Source organism: Janthinobacterium sp. HH102 (assembly GCF_001758625.2).
In the GTDB taxonomy this organism is placed as follows: Bacteria; Pseudomonadota; Gammaproteobacteria; order Burkholderiales; family Burkholderiaceae_D; genus Janthinobacterium.
Genome location: NZ_CP062062.1, coordinates 725,318 through 744,816 on the forward strand (window position 1 = coordinate 725,318; position 19,499 = coordinate 744,816).

The window sequence follows — 19,499 nt, forward strand, 5'->3', positions numbered from 1 at the left end:
TTCCTTAAAACTCTTCCCACGCATCGCTGGCCGGCGCTTTCGGGCGCGCTGGCGTGGGCAGCATGGGCTTGTGCGCTGGCTGCCGAGGCTGCTGCTGCTGCTGCTGCTGCTGCGCTGCATGCCCCGTTTCTTCCAGCTTGAAAACGCTGACCACCTGCGCCAGGCGTCCCGCCTGGTCCTGCAGGGATTGGGCCGCCGCCGCCGCTTCTTCCACCAGCGCTGCATTTTGCTGGGTCGCATCATCCATCTGCGTGACCGTGGCATTGACTTGCGCGATGCCCTGGCTTTGTTCCTGGCTGGCCGACGCGATCTCTCCCATCAGGTCGGCCACCCTCTGGACGGAGACGACGATGTCCTGCATGGTGGTGCCGGCCGAGTCGACCAGCTTGCTGCCCGCTTCCACCTTGCTGCCCGAGTCGACGATCAAGTCCTTGATTTCCCGGGCTGCTGCCGCTGAGCGTTGCGCCAGGTTGCGCACTTCGGTTGCCACCACGGCAAAGCCGCGGCCCTGTTCGCCCGCGCGGGCCGCCTCGACGGCAGCGTTCAGGGCGAGGATATTGGTTTGAAAGGCAATGCCGTCGATCACGCCGATAATATCCGCGATCTTGCGCGAACTTTCCGTAATCGCGCCCATCGTCTGCACGACTTGGCCGACCACTTCGCCGCCCTTGACGGCGTGGCCCGAGGCCGACACCACCAGCTGATTCGCCTGGCGCGCGTTGTCCGCATTCTGTTTCACCGTCGACGTCAGCTCTTCCATGGCCGCCGCTGTTTCTTCCAGGCTCGATGCCTGGGCTTCCGTGCGGGCAGACAGGTCCAGGTTGCCCGACGCGATCTGGCTCGATGCACTGGCAATGGCCCCGGTACTGTCGCGAACTTCGCGTATCGTCACGTTCAGCGACGCGACGAAGCGGTTGAAGGCAGCGGCCAGCGCGCCGACCTCGTCTTCCGATTCCACGGGCATGCGGCGGCTCAAGTCGCCATTCCCGCTGGCGATTTCACTGAGCATGTCCGCTGCCCGCGCGACGGGCGCGGCGATGGCGCGGCTGATGACATAAATGATGCACAGGGCGATACCGCCACCGACCAGGCCGGCAATCAGGGCGGCGATCAGGGCCGAGCGCGTGACATTGCCCAGCACTTCCGCTTCCGGCACTTCGGCCACCACATATAGATTGAGTTCCGGCACGAAGGACGCTGCGACGAACTGGCGTCCCGCAGGCGCGTCGTAGACGGCGTACGCGTATTTGTTGCCGGTCAGCAGGCTCTTGCTCAGGCTATCGCTAAATCCGGGTAAATCCTTGAGCAGGTGCTTGCCGTCGGACAGGGCCGTGTCGCGGTGCACCAGCAGCACGCCATTGGCGCGCGCCAGGTAGACATGGCCCGTCTGGCCGATCTTGTAGCTGCGGATGGTGTCGGCCAGCGCATTGATGGACAAGCCCAGGCCGGCCGCGATCTGCTTTCCGCCCGCCGTCTGGCCGCGCGCATTCAGATAGAGCATCAGGTCGCTGGAATTGTCCGCCTTGTCGATATCGAGCGTGTAGGCCTTGTCGCCGGCCAGCAAGCCATAAAACCACTGGTCGGCGGCCTGGTTCTTGTCCAGGGTGCGCAGCAAGCCTTCCGTGGTGAAGTATTTGCCCGTGCTGGCGGAAGCCCAGTTGATCGAGGCGGCCTTGTTCTTGTCCTTGACCACGGTAGCGTAGCGCTGGAAGGTGGCGATGCCGCTGTCGGGCAAGCCGGCGTCTTCCCAGTCTTGCAGATAGACATCGTTGGCCATGGTTTGCACCACCGACAGGGGTTGGCTGATCTGGCGCAGCACGTCGTTGCGGATCTCGCCCACCTGGGCCGGCAATTCCTGGCTGACGACGCGCTCGCGCACGTAATCGCTGCTCATGCGCACGCTGAGGAAAGACGAGATCGCCATGAAGAGCAGCAGGCACAAGCCCATGCTGAACAGGAGTTTTTTCTGGATGGAGAGGCGGCGGAGCAGAGACATGGAAGACCTTGGAGGATGGCCTGCACAATAGACAGAAAGCGGGCAGGCGAGCGGACAGTATACCGGCCGCGCTGCGCGTCCCGCCGCACGAATGCTGCTTTTTGTTTACTTATGTTGCGTTGCGGCAACGTACTTTCCCCATCTGCCCCGCATGGCCGGAAAACGCCTCAGGCAGGCAAGCCGTGGGCGATCAATTCCAGCGGCAATTCCGTGCTGCACTTAATTTGCTCCATGGAAAAGGCGGACGACACGCCCGTCAGTTGCGCGGCCTTGATGAGTTTTTTATAAAACGTGTCGTAGCCCTTGATGTCGGTGGTGACGACTTTCAGCAGGTAGTCGATGTCGCCGCTCATGCGGTGAAATTCCTGTACCTCGGGCAAGACGATGACGGCGGCGGCGAAGCGGCGCAGCCATTTTTCATCGTGCTGTCCCGTGCGCACGCTGACGAAGACGGTCACGGGCAAACCCACTTTTTGCCGGTTGACGATGGCCACGCGGCTCTCGATATAGCCGTCTTCCTCGAGGCGCTTGACCCGCTTCCAGCACGGCGTGCTGGACAGGCCGATCTTTTCGCTGAGGGCGGCGATCGACAAGGTGCCGTCCTGCTGCAGGGCGGCGAGGATGGCGCAGTCGAATTTGTCGAGCGAGGCATTTGGTGAATTCATTTTAATATTCCGGTTTTTATAGCATGAACATGCTGCATAGTAGCGTAGTTGCAGTGTCTTTTGGCATATCTTCACGGGGACCGGCCGGTAGACTATCGAGATAGCCCAGCCGCCTGCGCTGCGCCTTTTTAACTGCGCCCTTTTTATAGAATATTCGGACTGCCATCATGAAAGACATCTACCTCGACAGCAATGCCACCACTTGCGTGCTGCCCGCCGCCGTTGCCGCCGCCCGGCAAGCGATGGAGCAGGGCTATGGCAACCCCAGCAGCACACATGCGACGGGTTTGCAGGCCAAGGCCATGATGGATGGCGTGCGCCAGCGTGCCAGCGGCTTGCTGGGCGTGGGCGACGGCCGATTGATGTTCAACAGCGGCGCCACCGAGGGCATCCAGACGGCCGTGCTGTCGGCCCTGTGCGCGCTGCGCGAACGGCGCGACGCGGGCAAGCGCATCGGCAGCCTGCTGCTGTATGGCGCGACCGAGCACAAGGCCGTGCCGGAGAGCCTGGCGCACTGGAACCGTTTACTGGGCCTGAACCTGGAAGTGCGCAAGCTGCCCGTCGATGCGCAGGGGCGCCACGACCTGCAGGTGCTCGATGCGCTGATCGGCGAGGCGGCCATGCTGTGCACGATGGCGGCGAATAATGAAACCGGCGTCGTCAGCGATTTGTCCGCCATCGCCCAGCTGCTGCAGGAACGCGGTGCCGACGCCTACTGGATGGTCGATTGCGTGCAGGCGCTGGGCAAGCTGAAACTGAACCTGGCCGCCACGCGCATCGACTACGCGCCGTTTTCCGGCCACAAGCTGTATGCGCCCAAGGGCATCGGCATGCTGTATGTGCGCGCTGGCGCGCCATTTACGCCCTTGATGATGGGCGGCGGCCAGGAAGCGGGCCTGCGTTCTGGCACGGAAAACATGGCCGGTATCGCCGCGCTGGGCGCCGTGCTCGCCGCGCTGGACGATGGCAAGACCTTCCGCAGCCACGCCGACCTGGCCGCGTTCCGCGAGCAGCTGGTGGCCAGCCTGGAACACGCTTTCCCTGGCATCGTGTTCAATATGCCGTTCGATCTGTCCTTGCCGACGACGCTCAATTTTTCCGTGCCGGGCCTGTCCTCGAAAGAGCTGCTGGACCTGTTCGACGCGGCGCGCGTGCGCGTCAGCTCGGGCAGCGCCTGTTCCGCCGCCAAGGCGCTGCCCAGTTATGTGCTGGAAGCGATGCACGTGCCGCAATGGCGCGCCAGTTCCGCCATCCGGCTGTCGTTCGGTCCCCTGATCGATGCGGCGACGGTCGCTTCCGCCTGCGCGCGCATCGAGCGCTGCGGCGAAGCGCTGCGCAGCAGCTGTCTGCTGCCGTCGGCGCTGGCGCCATCGCCGCAGGACGGCATAATCCAGCTGAGCGTCGACGGCCAGTGCACCTGGCTGCTCAGCGACGCCGCCAGCGCCAGTTGCGTCGTCATCGATCCCGCCGCCGCGCTCGTGCCGCGTCTGGCCGCTTTCATCCGCTGCCAGCACCTGGCCTTGCGCGCCATCGTGCATACGACGGCGCCAGCGGACCATGGCGCCGCGCGTCTGGCGCTGCTGCAGGAACTCGCTATCGAGCAGGTGGGCCGCGTCGATATCGATGGCGAGCTGGCGCTGGGCCGGCAGCGGCTGCGCCGCATCGAGTGCGGCGAAACCCATGTGTACCTGCTGGAACAGCGCTTCGCCTTCATCGGCTCCCTGGCGCCCGAGGCGCTGACCCCTTTGCTGGACGCGGCGCTGCTGACGCAAGACACCGTGCTGTGCGCGTCCGGCGACGACGGCAGCATCTGCGGCACCGTGCGCACGGTGCAGAACGGTAGCGTGCCGGCCGCCGAACTGCAGCTCGACGCGGCCGCCTTGCCCGCCTTCCTGCGCCAGCATCCCGACGCCATCCTGATCGACGTGCGCGAAGCGTATGAACACGCGGCGTGCGCCGGCACCGTGTTCGAGGGCTGCGAAGTGCGCAGCGTACCGCTGAGCCGCTTGGCGGGGCAGGTGGCGGCCTGGCTGCAGCAGCCGCAGCGCCCGCTGGTGTTTTTCTGCCGCAGCGGCAACCGCAGCGCACGGGCCGCCGCCTGCCTGCGCCGCCTCGGTCACGGCGCGGCATGGCAACTCAACGGCGGCATGGCGATGGCGGAGGCGACGCGCCATCCGCTGGCGATTGCGGCCTGAACTGCTTGAACTTTCTTTCATGAAATATTGCACCGTGCCATCATCGGCACGGTGCGCGTCGCGCCTTTTTCCCGTTCATTTCCCACCGGCATTTTTCTGCCATTCAACACGCTGATTTCTTTGCTGAAACGTCCCTAAAACACGGAGTATGTACGCTAGCGCACGGTCTTGCCTGCGTCGCCCTCCTACGATGAAGTTCAGAAAATCTCCCTATACCCTGAGATTCGTCGCAACGCTCCGGCGCTTCGCTTTCCGTCTTCGCCAGTGTCCGATCGTGTTCTTCCAGACTGGGCCCGCATGACGGTGGCCGCTGGCTGCCTGCGCGCACCTAGCGAGGCTAAAGTTGAAAGAGTACACAGCAGTTGTCACGCAGCAGATCAAGGAACAGGTTTCCAAAGTCAAAGAAATCTTCCGCGACCATTCCCTTGCACCGGACACCTTCGACGCCGCGCGCGACGATGCCTTGCCCCTGCGTTCCGAGTTATTCAGCGCCATGCAGATGGCGGCCCACGGCAAGCATGTGGCCGCCGGCCATGCGGTGGGCAGGCATCATGGCCGCGACCGCCTGTTGGCGCGCCTGGCCGACAATGCGGCCCTCATCACGGCCACCGTCAATGAGCTGACGGCGACTGTCAAAAGCGGGCGCCAGGTCACGCCCGCCTCGGAGTGGCTGCTCGATAATTTTTACCTGATCGAAGAGCAGATCCGCACCACGCGGCGCCACTTGCCGAAGAATTACAGCAAGGAGTTGCCACGGCTGAGTTCCGGCGTGGATGCGGGCTGCCCGCGCGTGTATAAAATCGCGCTGGAAATCATCTCGCACGGCGATGGCAGGGTCGACCTGGAAAACCTCTGCCACTTCGTCGAGGCTTACCAGGACGTGGCTACCTTGACCCTGGGCGAACTGTGGGCCGTGCCCATCATGCTGCGCCTGGCGCTGATCGAAAACCTGCGCCGCGTTGCCGCGCGCGTGGCCGACGACCGCATGCAGCGCGACCTGGCCAACACCTGGGCCGACCAGATGACGGAGATCGCCGAGCGCAATCCCAGCGGCTTGATCCTGCTCGTGGCGGACATGGCCCGTTCGAATCCGCCGATGACCAGCGCCTTCGTGGCCGAATTGTCGCGCCGCCTGCAGGGACAGAGTTCCTCGCTGACCCTGGCGCTGTCGTGGCTGACGCACAAGCTGGCCGAGTCGGGCCTCACCATCGAGCAGCAGATCCAGTCCGAGATCGGGCAGCAGGCGGCCGACCAGGTATCGATCGCCAACAGCATCGGCAGCCTGCGTTTTCTCGGCACCATGGATTGGCAGGAGTTCGTCGAGACCATGAGCGTGGTCGAGCAAACCCTGCGCCTGGACCCGGCCGGCACATATGGCTTGATGGATTTCGCCACGCGCGACAGCTACCGCCACGCCATCGAACGCATCGCCAAGCGCAGCGCGCGCAGCGAAGTGGAAGTGGCCGAGATGGCGGTGCAGCTGGCGCACACGCACGGCAATGGCAATGACGCGCGCCGCGGCCACATCGGCTTTTACCTGGTCGGGCGCGGCGTGCTGGTACTGGAAAAGCAGGCTGGCGCCAGGCTGCCGTTCATCGAGGCGCTGCAGCATACGGCGCGCGCCGCGCCGCTGGCCAGCTATCTGGGCGCCATTGCGTTCCTGACCCTGGCGACGAGCGCCCTGCTGCTCGAGCGCGCCGTGCGCCATGGCGTGCAGGGCTGGCCCCTGGCGGCGCTGGGCGCGCTGGCGCTGCTGGGCAGCAGCCAGCTGGCCGTGGCCGTGGTGAACTGGCTGGCAACCCTGATGACGTCGCCGCATCCGCTGCCGCGCATGGATTACCGGTCCGGCATTCCGTCCGATGCGCGCGGCATCGTCGTGGTGCCGACCTTGATCTACAGCGCGGAAAACGTGGCGGCCCTGTGCGAGGCGCTGGAAGTGCGTTATCTCGCCAACCGCGACCCGAACCTGCGTTTCTGCCTGCTGACGGATTTTGTCGACGCGCAGGCGCAAACCCTGCCCGGCGACGAAGCCCTGCTGAACCAGGCGCAGGAGACCATCCGTGGCCTGAACGAGAAATACCGCGTGGAGGGGGCCGAGTTCAAGGACAACGGCGACCCGGCCGACCCGGAAGAGCTGGGCCATGCGGGGCCGTTCCTGCTGCTGCATCGTCCGCGCCTGTGGAATTCGCAGCAAAACGCGTGGATGGGGCAAGAGCGCAAGCGCGGCAAATTGTCCGACCTGCACGCGTTTTTGCGCGGCGGCGCGCGCGACAAATTCTCGCTGGTGGAAGGCGAGTTGCGCGGCCTGCGCACGATCAAATACGTGATCACGCTCGACACCGATACGCAGCTGCCGCGCGACGCGGCGCGCGAATTCATCGCCACCATGATGCACCCGCTGAACCGTCCCGTGCTCGACGCGGCCGGCACGCGCGTGGTGGCCGGCTACGGCATCCTGCAGCCGCGCGTGGCCGTGGCCCTGCCCAGCGCGAATGCCTCGCGCTACGAGCTGTTGTGCGGCGGCGAACCGGGCATCGACCCGTACACGCGCACCGTCTCCGACCTGTACCAGGACGTGTTTTATGAAGGCTCGTTCATCGGCAAGGGCATCTACGATCTCGACATGTTCGAGCGCGTGCTGGGCCAGCGCCTGCCCGACAATAAAATCCTCAGCCACGATTTGCTGGAAGGCTGTTATTTGCGCGCCGGCCTGCTCAGCGACTCGCAGCTGTATGAAGAATATCCGGCCCGCTACGACGCCGACGTCAGCCGCCGCCAGCGCTGGATCCGCGGCGACTGGCAGCTGATCGGCTGGCTGCTGGGGCGGGTGCCGGGCCGCGCCGGCAAGCGCGAACGCAATCCTTTGTCGATGCTGTCGCGCTGGAAGCTGTTCGACAACCTGCGCCGCAGCGTCGTGGCGCCGGCCACCACCGTGTCCCTGTTGCTGGTGTGGGGCTTCCTGCCGCACGTGGCCTTCTGGAGCGCGGCCGTGCTGGCCATCATCTTCCTGCCGCCCGTGTTTTCGGCCCTGTACGATCTGCTGCGCAAACCGCGCGACACCCTGTGGCGCCAGCATCTGGCCGCCTTCGAGCGGCGCTGCGGCGTGCAGTTTTCGCACGCCATGCTGACCCTCGTCTTCCTGCCGTACGAAGCGTGGATCAGCCTGGACGCCATCGTGCGCACCCTGTGGCGCCTCGGCGTGTCGCACAAGCATTTGCTCGACTGGCGCGCCTCGAACCTGCACAGCTCTTCCGGCAGTCAAGCCGACAGCTGGCGCGCCATGTGGTGCTCGCCCGCGCTGGCACTGGCCACCTTCGGCGCCTTGCTCTACTGGCGCCCGGCCGCCTTGCCGGCCGCCGCCGTGGTACTGCTGTTGTGGCTGGCCGCGCCCGCCATCGCCTGGTGGATCAGCCGCCCCATCGAGCGGGCCGTGGCGCGCCTGTCGGCCGAGCAGGGACGTTTCCTGCATGGCGTGGCGCGCAAGACCTGGGCGTATTTCGATACCTTCGTCGGGCCGGACGACCACTGGCTGCCGCCCGATAACATGCAGGAACACCCGAACCTCGTGGTAGCGCACCGCACCTCGCCGACGAATATCGGCCTGGCGCTGCTGGCCAACCTGACGGCCTACGATTTCGGCTATGTGACCCTGGGTCAGTTGATCGAGCGCAGCCGCGCCACCCTGCACAGCATGGGCGAGCTGGAACGCTTCCAGGGCCATTTCTATAACTGGTACGACACGCAAACGCTCAAGGCGCTGCAGCCGATGTACATCTCGACGGTCGACAGCGGCAACCTGGCCGGCCATCTGCTGACCTTGCAGCCGGGACTGGTGGAACTGTACGACGCTCCCATCATCGGCGCGCAAGTGGTGCAGGGCATCCGCACGACGGCGCAGGTGCTGCAGGAATTCATCGCCGCCGAAGGCGAGGGCAAGGCCATGCGCGAGAGCATGAGCCTGTTGCAGGCGTCCGCCGCGCCCGCCACCCTGGCCGAATGGCATGCTTATCTCGCCGCCGCGAATGGCGCGGCCGATGCGCTGCTGTCGCTGACCTTGCACAGCGAGGATGGCGAGCTGTCCATGTGGACTGGCGCGCTGGCGCGCCAGTGCCGCGCGGCGCTGGCCGAATTGCTGCAACTGGCGCCGTGGGCGGCGCAGGCGGGTGTCGATCCTGCTTGGCTGCGCATGCCGACCCTGCGCGAACTGGCCAACCTGGAGGTGTCCGAAGGCACGCCATCCGAGCTGGCCGCCCTGCTGGCGCAAGGCCGCGAACAGGCCGGCCGCCATATGCGCGACATCGCCTACGCGGCGGGCCAGGCGCGCGACTTCGCGCAGATCGAATACGGCTTCCTGTACAACCCGTCGACCAAGCTGCTGGCCATCGGCTACAACGTCAGCGAACGGCGCCTGGACCCCAGCTACTACGATTTATTGGCTTCCGAAGTGCGTCTGGCCAGCTTCATCGCCATCGCCCAGGGCCAGCTGCCGCAGGAGCACTGGTTCGCCCTGGGCCGCCAGCTGTGCATGGTGGCCGGCCAGCCCGTGCTGCTGTCGTGGAGCGGTTCGATGTTCGAGTACCTGATGCCGCTGCTCGTGATGCCGAACTACCCGAATACCCTGCTCGACCAGACCTACCATTCCGTCATTGAGGCGCAGATCGATTACGGGCGCCAGCGCGACGTGCCGTGGGGTATTTCCGAATCCGGCTACAACACGGTCGACGCCAGCCTGAATTACCAGTACCGCGCCTTTGGCGTGCCCGGCCTGGGCCTGAAGCGTGGCCTGGCCGACGACCTGGTGGTGGCGCCGTACGCCAGCATGATGGGCCTGATGGTGCAGCCGGAAGCGTCGTGCCAGAACCTGCAGCGCATGCAGGCGGCCGGCTACATGGGTCGCTACGGCTTTTTTGAAGCGATCGATTTCACCACCGCGCGCCTGCCGCGCGGGCAGGGCAGCGCCGTCATCCGCTCCTTCATGGTGCACCACCAGGGCATGGGCTTTCTGGCCCTCAGCTACCTGCTGCACGACCGGCCGATGCAGCGCCGTTTCGAGTCCGATCCGCTGCTGCAATCGGCCTTGCTGGTGCTGCAGGAACGCACGCCGCAGGCCGGCGCGTTTTACTCGAACACGGCCGAACTGGCAGTGCTGCGCAGCGGCGCGCCCGAGCAGGCCATGCCGATGCGCATCCTCACGCAGGCCAACAGCGCCGTGCCCGAAACGCAGCTGCTGTCAAACGGCCGCTACCACGTCATGGTGAGCAATGCGGGCGGCAGCTACAGCCGCTGGAAAGACCTGTCCGTGACGCGCTGGCGCGAAGACAGCACGCGCGACAACTGGGGCAATTTCTGCTACCTGCGCGACCTCGACGACGGTGAAGTCTGGTCCACCATGTACCAACCGACCCTGGCCGAACCGAAGAAATACGAAGTGATTTTTTCGGAAGGGCGGGCCGAGTTCCGCCGTGCCGACCATGGCCTCGACCTGTACACGGAAATCGTCGTCTCGCCCGAGGACGACATCGAAATCCGCCGCACGCGGATCAGCAATAATTCGAACCGCCAGCGGCGCATCGAGATCACCAGTTTTGCCGAAGTGGTGATGGCGCCGGCGGCGGCCGATGCAGCCCATCCCGCATTCAGCAAGCTGTTCGTGCAGACGGAAATCCTCGCGCATGAAAAGGCGATTTTATGCACGCGCCGGCCCCGCTCGAAAGACGAGCAGATGCCGTGGCTGCTGCATGTGATGACGGTGCACGATATCGAGCGCTACGAAGTGTCGTTCGAGACGGACCGTGCGCGCTTCATCGGCCGCGGCAACACGGCGCAGCTGCCGCAGGCGCTGCAGGACGACGGGCCGCTCAGTGGCGGCCACGGCTCCGTGCTCGACCCCATCGTGGCCATCCGCTACGTCATCACGCTCGAACCCGACCAGGCCGTCACCGTCGACAGCGTCACCGGCATGGTGGAGCAGCGCGAGGCGGCGCTGCACCTGATCGACAAATACCAGGACCGCCATCTGGCCGACCGCGTCTTCGAACTGGCCTGGACGCACAGCCAGGTGGTGCTGCGCCAGTTGAACGCCAGCGAAGCGGACGCGCAGCTGTATGCGCGCCTGGCCAACGCCGTGATCTACCCGAATGCGGCCTTGCGCGCCGAAGCGAGCATCCTGATCAAGAACCAGCGCGGCCAGTCCGGCCTGTGGGCGTATGCGATTTCCGGCGACCTGCCCATCGTGCTGCTGCAGATACGCGACGCGGCCAATATCGAACTGGCGCGCCAGATGGTGCAGGCGCATGCCTATTGGCGCCTGAAAGGATTGATCGTCGACCTGGTGATCTGGTACGAAGAGCAGTCGGGCTACCGCCAGCTGCTGCACGACCAGATCATGGGCTTGATCGCCTCGGGCATCGATGCGCAGGCGATCGACCGCCCGGGCGGCATCTTTGTGCGCCTGGCCGAGCAGATCGCCAACGAAGACCGCATCTTGCTGCAATCGGTGGCGCGCGCCATCATCAGCGATTTGCGCGGCACCCTGGCCGAGCAGGTCAAGCGTCCGCCGAGCCCCGTGCTGCGCATGCCGCCGCTGCTGCAGGACCCGGCGCGCGAGCATGGCGGCGTGCCGCACCGGGCGCCGCAGCGCGAGCTGATCCTGGAAAATGGCCTCGGCGGTTTCACGCCCGTTGGGCGCGAATACGTGATCACCACGGCAGAAGGCAAGCAGACGCCGGCGCCGTGGTCGAACGTGCTGGCCAATGCGCAGTTCGGCACGGTGGTGTCCGAAGCAGGCCAGGCGTACACGTGGAGCGAGAACGCGCATGAATTCCGCCTCACGCCATGGCAGAACGACCCCGTGTCGGACCTGTCGGGCGAAGCGTTTTATGTGCGCGACGAGCAGACCGGCCAGTTCTGGTCGCCCTCGTCCCTGCCCGCGCGCGGCAGCGGCGACTACGTGACGCGTCACGGTTTCGGCTACAGCATTTTTGAGCACAGCGAGGGCGGTATCGCCACCGAGTTGTGCACCTATGTGGCGCTTGATGCGGCCGTCAAATACTCGGTGATCAAGGTGCGCAACGACAGCGGCGTGCCGCGCCGTCTGTCCGTCACCGGCTACGTGGAATGGGTGATGGCCGACCTGCGCGCCAAGTCCGGCATGCATGTGGCCACCGAAGTCGATACGATCAGCGGCGCGCTGTTTGCGCGCAATAACTACAACACGGAGTTTTCCGGCCGCGTCGGCTTTTTCAATACGGACGCCAGCATCCGCTCCATCACCTGCGACCGTAATGAATTCATCGGCCGCAACGGCAGCTTGGCGCAGCCGGCGGCGCTGCGCCGCGTGCGCCTGTCCGGCAAGGCGGGCACGGGGCTGGACCAGTGTGCCGCCATCCAGGTGCCGTTCGAACTGCAGCCGGGACAGGAGCGCGAAATCGTCTTCCTGCTCGGCGTGGGCGGGCGCCGCAATGCCGACGCCAGCACCATGGTGCAGCGCCATGCGGGCAAGGAAGCGGCCCGCATGGCGCTCGACGCGGTACGCGCGCACTGGGAGACCACTCTGGGCGCGGTGCGCATCGAAACGCCCGAGCCGTCGCTCGACGTGATTGCCAATGGCTGGCTGATGTACCAGACCATCGCCTGCCGTTTGTGGGCGCGCAGCGGCTATTACCAGTCGGGCGGCGCCTACGGTTTCCGCGACCAGCTGCAGGACGCGATGGCGATGATCCACACGGCGCCGCAATTGCTGCGCAAGCACTTGCTGCTGTGTGCGGCGCACCAGTTTGTCGAAGGCGATGTGCAGCATTGGTGGCATCCGCCGTCGGACCGGGGCGTGCGCACGCACTGCTCCGACGATTACCTGTGGTTGCCGCTGGCCGCCTGCCGCTATGTGATCGCCACGGGCGACGTCAACGTGCTGTCGGAAGTGGCGCCCTTCATCGAGGGGCGGGCCGTCAAGCCGGAAGAGGATTCCTACTATGACTTGCCCATGCGTTCGGGCGAGTCGGCCGACCTGTACGAGCACTGCGTGCGCGCCATCCGCCACGGCTTGCGCATGGGCGTGCACGGCTTGCCGCTGATCGGTTCCTGCGACTGGAACGACGGCATGGACAAGGTGGGCGAACACGGCAAGGGCGAGAGCGTCTGGCTGGCCTTCTTCCTGTACGAAGTGCTGCAGCGTTTCGCCGAGGTGGCCATGCTGCGCGGCGACGCCGCGTTCGCCCAGTTCTGCCGCGACGAAGCCGTGAAACTGGCGGCCAACGTCGAGGAACATGCTTGGGATGGCGAGTGGTACCGGCGCGCGTATTTCGACGACGGCACGCCATTGGGTTCGCACACGAACGAGGAATGCCAGATCGATTCGATTTCGCAAAGCTGGGGCGTGCTGTCGGGCGCCGCCAACAAGGAGCGGGTCGCCGGCGCCATGCGCCAGGTTGATGCGCGCCTCGTGCGCCGGGATTCCGGCGTGATCCAGCTGCTCGATCCGCCGTTCGACAAGGCCGACCTCAATCCCGGCTACATCCGCGGCTATGTGCCGGGCGTGCGCGAGAACGGCGGCCAGTACACGCATGCTGCCATCTGGACGGCGATGGCGTTTGCCCGCATGGGCGACGGCGAAAAGGCGTGGGAATTGCTGCGCATGATCAATCCCGTGCGCCATGGCGTCGACGCGCAGGCGGTGGCGCGCTACAAGGTGGAACCGTACGTGGTGACGGCCGACGTGTATGCCGTGGCGCCGCACGTAGGGCGCGGCGGCTGGAGCTGGTACACGGGATCGTCGGGCTGGCTGTACCGCCTGATCGTCGAATCCCTGCTCGGCTTGACGCGCGAAGCGAACGTGCTGCGTCTGGCGCCGTCCATGCCGGCCGAATGGGACAGCTTCAAGCTGCATTACCGTTTCGGCGCCAGCAGCTATGCCATCACGGTGGAGCAGGCGCAGGGGCGGCCCGAGGGGTTGTCGCTCGATGGCGTGGCACAGGGCGGCAACAGCATCGCCCTGCGCGACGAGGGCCGCGAGTATGCGGTGCTACTGCTGCTCTAGTTTTGCCACTTCTCGTGTTCGGGACGGCGCCGGCCAGCCAGCAGGATCAGGCCGGCGCCAAATAGCAGCAAATCGCGCGTGCGCACTTCGGGTGCGGATGGCGTCGCCGTCTGGTGGTGACGCAAGGGTGCCGCCATGGCGGCGGCAGGCTGGCTGGCGCAAGCGGCCAGGCACAGCGCCGCCACGTTTCTATTCAACTGCATACATTCCTCAAGAAAGCGCGCTGACCGTTCCCGATCGGCGCGCCGGTATTCATGCCGACGATATTGTAATTATGAGCATGAATATTGTAAATTGGAAATTATACAGGGTTGTCTCAAAATCCCAGGGCGGCGCCCGCGCCCAGCAGGGTGGCCACGCCCAGCACGGCAAAGACCAGGGCCGCGATACCATGCACGAGGCGCAGCGGGACGCGGTTGGCGATCCTGTCGCCCAGGTAGACGGCCGGCACGTTGGCCAGCATCATGCCGAAGGTGGTGCCCAGCACGACGGAAACGATATCGTGGTAGCGCGCCGCCAGCGCCACCGTCGCCACCTGCGTCTTGTCTCCCATTTCCGCCATGAAGAAGGCGATCAGGGTGGTCAGGAAGACGCCGTATTTGGCCAGCTTGGTCTCGTCTTCATCGAGCTTGTCGGGGATCAGGGTCCAGGCGGCCATGGCCAAAAAGGAGACGCCCAGCACCCAGCGCAGCACGTCCGGGCCCAGCATGCTGGTGATCCAGGCGCCGACGGCGGCGGCGAACGCGTGGTTGGCGACGGTGGCGACGAAAATGGCCAGCACGATGGGCAAAGGCTTGCGGAATTTGGCGGCCAGCAGAAAGGCCAGCAGTTGGGTTTTGTCGCCGATTTCAGCGAGACCGACGATGCCGGTGGAGATGAGGAATGCTTCCATGAGATTGCAAGAGGTACGCGGGCCGGACGAATTAACCAATGATCCACGGGCGACTCCGGCCCATGCGGCCGCCCTGGATCAATGGTCTCGTCAAGTTTTGCAACCACCTGCACCATGGCCTGCGGGCCAATCATGTTGATACAGGTTCCCGCGGCAGGACCGCAGGACGACTACTCCCCAATGTTCGAGGCGCATCATACGCCTATGCGTGTTTCTGCGCCAGTGCCGCCGGCCCCGGGCGCCGTGCTGCGTGTGGGACTTCCACAACAATGATCGATTGCAAACAGACTCGACTTAGAATGCAGTTCTGTCCACGACTCCCAGATGGAATGCGCCATGCCGGTTCTTGTCCGCTTGCTTGCCCTGTGTTTGACCTTGTTTGCTCCCTTGCCTGGCCTGTGCGCCGCCGCGCCCTTCGACGACAAGTTCCGCCAGCTCGAAGAACTGCTGCCCACGCCGAACAGCTACCGCACGGCGTCCGGCGCGCCCGGTCACGCCTACTGGCAGCAGCGCGCCGATTACGTGATCCGCGCCACGCTGGATGAAGCGCGCCGCGCCATCACGGCCAGCGAACAGATCACCTATCACAACCGTTCGCCCGACAGCCTCGCGTATCTGTGGCTGCAGCTGGACCAGAACGGTTTGCGCCAGGATGCCGACCAGCGCCGCGTATTGAGCGCACCGTCGCGCCAGGCCTGGCTGAGCGGTAACGAAGACGAAGCGCTGAAATTCGAGGACTTGCGCGCCATCCATGCGGGGCGCGAATTTGACGGCGGCTTCAAGCTGACCGCCGTGAAAGCGGCCAGCGGCAAGCCGCTGCCGTATGTGGTCAACCAGACCATGCTGCGCATCGATCTGCCGGTGGCGCTGGCGCCCGGCCAGAGCGTCACGTTCAACATCGACTGGTCGTACCGGATCAATGACCAGAAGGTGCTCGTCGAGCGCTCCGGCTACGAGTATTTTGAAGACGACAAGAACACGATTTTCCAGATCGCGCAGTGGTTTCCCCGCATGGCCGCGTATTACGACGCCGTCGGCTGGCAGCACAAGCAGTTTCTCGGCTCCGGGGAATTCACGCTCGAGTTTGGCGACTACGAGCTGTACCTGACCGTGCCGGCCGACCATGTGGTGGCCGCCACGGGCGAGCTGCAAAACCCTGGCGCCGTATTGAGCGCGGCGCAGCGCGAGCGCCTGGCGCGGGCGAAAAACAGCGCTACGCCGCTGCTGGTGATCACGCCCGCCGAGGCGCTGGCGGCGGAAAAGGGCAAGCCGGCGGGCATGAAAACCTGGCACTTCAAGGCGGCCAACGTGCGCGACGTGGCGTGGGCCTCGAGCCGCAAGTTCATCTGGGATGCGCAGGGGCTCGACAGCGGCGGCAAGCGCGTGATGGCCATGTCCTACTATCCGAACGAGGGCAATCCGCTGTGGCAGCAGTACAGCACGCGCGCCGTCGTGCATGCGATCGAGCAGTACAACAAATACAGTTTCGACTATCCGTATCCGAACGCGATTTCCGTCAATGGCGCCGTGGGCGGCATGGAGTATCCGATGATTGCGTTCAATGGCGGGCGCCCCGTGAAGGACAAGAAGACGGGGGAACTCACGTATTCGAAGACGGCCAAATATGACCTGATCGGCGTGATCATCCATGAAGTGGGGCACAATTATTTCCCCATGATCGTCAATTCGGACGAGCGCCAGTGGACGTGGATGGACGAGGGCCTCAACTCCTTCCTGCAGTACCTGGCCGAGCAGGCGTGGGAAGAGCATTTCCCCTCCTGGAATGGCGAGCCGCGCAAGATCGTCGACTACATGCGCAGCCAGAACCAGGTGCCCATCATGACCAATTCCGAGTCCTTGCTGCAGTTCACGGCGAACGCCTACGACAAGCCGGCCACGGCGCTCAACATCCTGCGCGAAACCATCCTCGGGCGCGAGCTGTTCGACTTCGCCTTCAAGCAGTACGCCTTGCGCTGGAAGTTCAAGCGCCCGACGCCGGCCGACTTTTTCCGCACCATGGAAGACGCTTCCGGCACGGACCTGGACTGGTTCTGGCGCGGCTGGTTCTATACCACCGATGCGGTCGACATCAGCATCGACGGCATCAGCGAATACGGCGTGAGCTCGAAGAATCCGGAAGTCGAGAAAGCGTGGAAGAAGGCGCAGAAGGACGCGCAGCCCATCTCGATCTCGGACCAGCGCAACAAGGCGCTGCCGAAGAAGGTGGATGCCGATCCCGCGTTGAAGGATTTCTATAACCGGCACGATGAATTCACGGTCACCAACAAGGACCGCAACAGCTATGCGGAAGAGCAGGAAACGCTGGAGCCGTGGGAGAAAAAGCTGCTGGAACAGCGCAACATGGGCAAGCATCTGTACCTGGTCGACTTTTCGAATCTCGGCGGCCTGGTGATGCCGCTGATCCTGGAAATCGAACTGAAAAGCGGCAAGAAAATCATCGAGCGGGTACCGGCCGAAGTGTGGCGCTACGCGCCGCACAAGATCAGCAAGGTGATCATCACGGACGAGCCGATGGTGGGCCTGGTGCAGGACCCGTACTGGGAGACGGCCGACATCGACACGAGCAACAATAGCTGGCCGCGAAAAATCACGCCGTCGCGCCTGGAGCTGTTCAAGCAGGACCGCGACAAGCATAACCTGATGAAGGATTTGAATACACCGCTAAAGGCGCCCGAGGCCAAGCCGCAAGCCAGGGCAGAAGCAAAATAGGAAAACAGCGCCGGCCGGTCCGGCGCTTTTTTCTGCCGGCCCGCGCCGGAAGTGCTATTCTGCGCGACGCCCCGGCGCACACGGACCGGGGCTTTCGCAAATCATTCAAAAGACGACCATGCAAACTTTGACCTTCCTGCGCGCGCTGGGCTGTGCGCTATTTTGCCAGCTAACGCTGGCTGCGCACGCCGATCCCCTCAGCTATGCGCGCTACGACCAGGTGCGCACGCGCGACCTGCAGCTGGACCTGAAAGCCGACTTCAAGCAAAAGACGCTCTCCGGCTATGCCGAGCTGTCCTTGAACTGGATCGATCCGGCGGCGCGCACGCTGGTGCTCGATACGCGCGATCTGTCGATCGCCAAGGTGCAGGTACAGGACAAGCGCGGCGCCTGGCAGATGGCGCCGTACCAGCTGGACAAGGCCGACCCGGAAAAGGGCCAGGCGCTGCGCATCACGACCAGGGGCCAGCCGGGCAAGGTGCGCGTCTACTATCACACGGCGCCGAACGCCATCGCGCTGCAGTGGCTCACGCCGCAGCAGACGATGTCGGGCAAGCTGCCGTTCATGTTCAGCCAGTCGCAAAGCATCAACGCCCGCTCGTGGGTGCCGTCGCAGGATACGCCGGCCGTGCGCTTTACGTATAGCGCGCGCATCGAGGCACCAAGCGGCATGCGCGTCGTGATGAGCGCCGAGAACGACGAAAAGGCGACCGGCAAGGGCGGCTGGAAATTCAGGATGCCGCAGCCGATTCCCTCGTACCTGCTGGCCATCGCCATCGGCGAACTGGAAGTGCGTAAACTCGGTCCCCGTTCCGCCGTGTATGCGGAACCGCCGCGCATCAAGGCGGCCGAGTACGAGCTGGCCGATACGGAAAAGATGATCCAGGCAGCCGAGGCGCTGTACGGCCCGTATGGCTGGGGGCGCTACGACATGATCGTGCTGCCGCCATCGTTCCCCTACGGCGGCATGGAAAACCCGCGCCTGACCTTCCTCACGCCGACCATGATCGCGGGCGACCGCAGCCTGGTCGACCTGATCGCGCATGAACTGGCCCACTCATGGTCGGGCAACCTGGTCACCAACGCCTCGTGGAAGCACATGTGGCTCAACGAAGGCTTCACCACCTACGTCACGACGCGCATCGTCGAGCAGCTGTATGGCAGCGACGTGGCGCAGATGGGCGTGCAGGTCGACCAGGAAGAACTGGCCGCGTCGATCAAGGAGTTGCCGGCGGCGAAAACGGCGCTGATCACGCGCGACGCCGATGCCAACCCGGCGGAAACGTACACGGACGACGGCATCATCTACCCGAAAGGCGCCTGGTTCCTGGCCACCATGGAGCGCCGCGCCGGCCGCGCCGTGTTCGACCCCTTCCTGCGCGGCTGGTTCGACCAGCATGCGTTCCAGAGCGTGACGACGGAGCAGTTCATCGCCTACTTGCGCAAGAACCTGCTGGCACAGCATCCGGACGTGATGCCGGAAGCGGAACTCGAGGAATGGCTGTATGGCACGGGCGTGCCGGCCAGCGCGCAGCGCGTCGTCTCGCCGCGCCTGGCGCTGCTCGACCAGCACCGCGACGCCTGGCTCAAGGGTGAGCTGTCCACCAGGGATCTGGGCATGGACAAGTGGATCGCCATCGAATCGATGCACTTCCTGAACGACATCAACAACAAGGCCAGCGCGGCGCAATTGCGAGAGCTGGACCAGGTCTACGGCGTGGGCAAGAGCGGCAACAATGAAGTGGCCTACCGCTTCTACCTGGCCTCCGTGAACGCCGGCTACGACGTGCGTCAGCCCTTGCAGGCATTCCTGCTGAGCGTGGGCCGCCAGAAGTTCGTCGTGCCCCTGTACAGCGCCTTGATGAAGACGCCGCAAGGCCATGCCTGGGCCAAGGACGTGTATGCGCAGGCGCGCGAACGCTACCACCCGGTGACGCAGGAAAGCGTCGATAAATTGATGGCCGCGCAAGCGCATTGAACCTTTCTT

At 64.7% G+C, this 19,499-nt stretch carries 8 protein-coding genes and 1 riboswitch; of the genes, 4 read left to right on the plus strand and 4 right to left on the minus strand.

Translation table 11 applies throughout. The features are described 5' to 3' along the window. Positions 1-4 precede the first annotated feature (4 nt). Positions 5-1,996, minus strand: coding sequence for a methyl-accepting chemotaxis protein (locus tag JAB4_RS03290; RefSeq protein ID WP_070223408.1), 1,992 nt, complete (start codon positions 1,994-1,996; stop codon positions 5-7). Positions 1,997-2,163: 167 nt separating this feature from the next. Then, positions 2,164-2,661 carry an Lrp/AsnC family transcriptional regulator gene (locus tag JAB4_RS03295; RefSeq protein ID WP_070223410.1) on the minus strand — a complete coding sequence of 166 codons (498 nt, stop codon included), beginning with the start codon at positions 2,659-2,661 and terminating at the stop codon, positions 2,164-2,166. Positions 2,662-2,828: 167 nt separating this feature from the next. On the opposite strand from JAB4_RS03295, the gene JAB4_RS03300 reads away from it, so the two are divergent. Next, the gene (locus tag JAB4_RS03300) at positions 2,829-4,856 is read left to right on the plus strand and encodes an aminotransferase class V-fold PLP-dependent enzyme (protein WP_070223412.1); all 2,028 of its coding nucleotides are present in this window, start codon (positions 2,829-2,831) and stop codon (positions 4,854-4,856) included. Positions 4,857-5,355: 499 nt separating this feature from the next. After that, the gene (locus tag JAB4_RS03305) at positions 5,356-13,890 is read left to right on the plus strand and encodes a glucoamylase family protein (protein WP_227742162.1); all 8,535 of its coding nucleotides are present in this window, start codon (positions 5,356-5,358) and stop codon (positions 13,888-13,890) included. Here the strand turns inward: JAB4_RS03305 and JAB4_RS03310 are convergent. Beyond that, entirely contained in the window at positions 13,887-14,093 is a 207-nt protein-coding gene (locus JAB4_RS03310) for a hypothetical protein (protein WP_070223414.1), read from the minus strand. The two genes, JAB4_RS03305 and JAB4_RS03310, sit on opposite strands and share 4 nt — an antisense overlap. Positions 14,094-14,206: 113 nt before the next feature. Beyond that, a complete protein-coding gene (locus JAB4_RS03315) occupies positions 14,207-14,782 on the minus strand; it encodes a TMEM165/GDT1 family protein (RefSeq protein WP_070223416.1) in 576 nt (191 codons plus the stop codon). 9 nt (positions 14,783-14,791) lie between these two features. Next, a riboswitch (yybP-ykoY riboswitch) is annotated at positions 14,792-14,973 on the minus strand. Positions 14,974-15,118: 145 nt separating this feature from the next. Between JAB4_RS03315 and JAB4_RS03320 the strand changes: the two genes are divergently transcribed. Both JAB4_RS03320 and JAB4_RS03325 read left to right on the plus strand, forming a co-directional pair. Beyond that, entirely contained in the window at positions 15,119-17,512 is a 2,394-nt protein-coding gene (locus tag JAB4_RS03320) for a M1 family aminopeptidase (protein ID WP_070223418.1), read from the plus strand. A 118-nt stretch (positions 17,513-17,630) separates the two neighbouring features. Then, a complete protein-coding gene (locus tag JAB4_RS03325; protein ID WP_070223419.1) occupies positions 17,631-19,490 on the plus strand; it encodes a M1 family metallopeptidase in 1,860 nt (619 codons plus the stop codon). Positions 19,491-19,499 lie beyond the last annotated feature (9 nt).

Coding starts and splice junctions, on each gene's coding strand:
- JAB4_RS03310 (WP_070223414.1), bottom strand. CDS start 14,093: ATGCAGTTGAATAGAAACGTGGCGGCGCTGTGCCTGGCCGCTTGCGCC.
- JAB4_RS03320 (WP_070223418.1), top strand. CDS start 15,119: ATGCCGGTTCTTGTCCGCTTGCTTGCCCTGTGTTTGACCTTGTTTGCT.
- JAB4_RS03290 (WP_070223408.1), bottom strand. CDS start 1,996: ATGTCTCTGCTCCGCCGCCTCTCCATCCAGAAAAAACTCCTGTTCAGC.
- JAB4_RS03315 (WP_070223416.1), bottom strand. CDS start 14,782: ATGGAAGCATTCCTCATCTCCACCGGCATCGTCGGTCTCGCTGAAATC.
- JAB4_RS03325 (WP_070223419.1), top strand. CDS start 17,631: ATGCAAACTTTGACCTTCCTGCGCGCGCTGGGCTGTGCGCTATTTTGC.
- JAB4_RS03300 (WP_070223412.1), top strand. CDS start 2,829: ATGAAAGACATCTACCTCGACAGCAATGCCACCACTTGCGTGCTGCCC.
- JAB4_RS03295 (WP_070223410.1), bottom strand. CDS start 2,661: ATGAATTCACCAAATGCCTCGCTCGACAAATTCGACTGCGCCATCCTC.
- JAB4_RS03305 (WP_227742162.1), top strand. CDS start 5,356: ATGGCGGCCCACGGCAAGCATGTGGCCGCCGGCCATGCGGTGGGCAGG.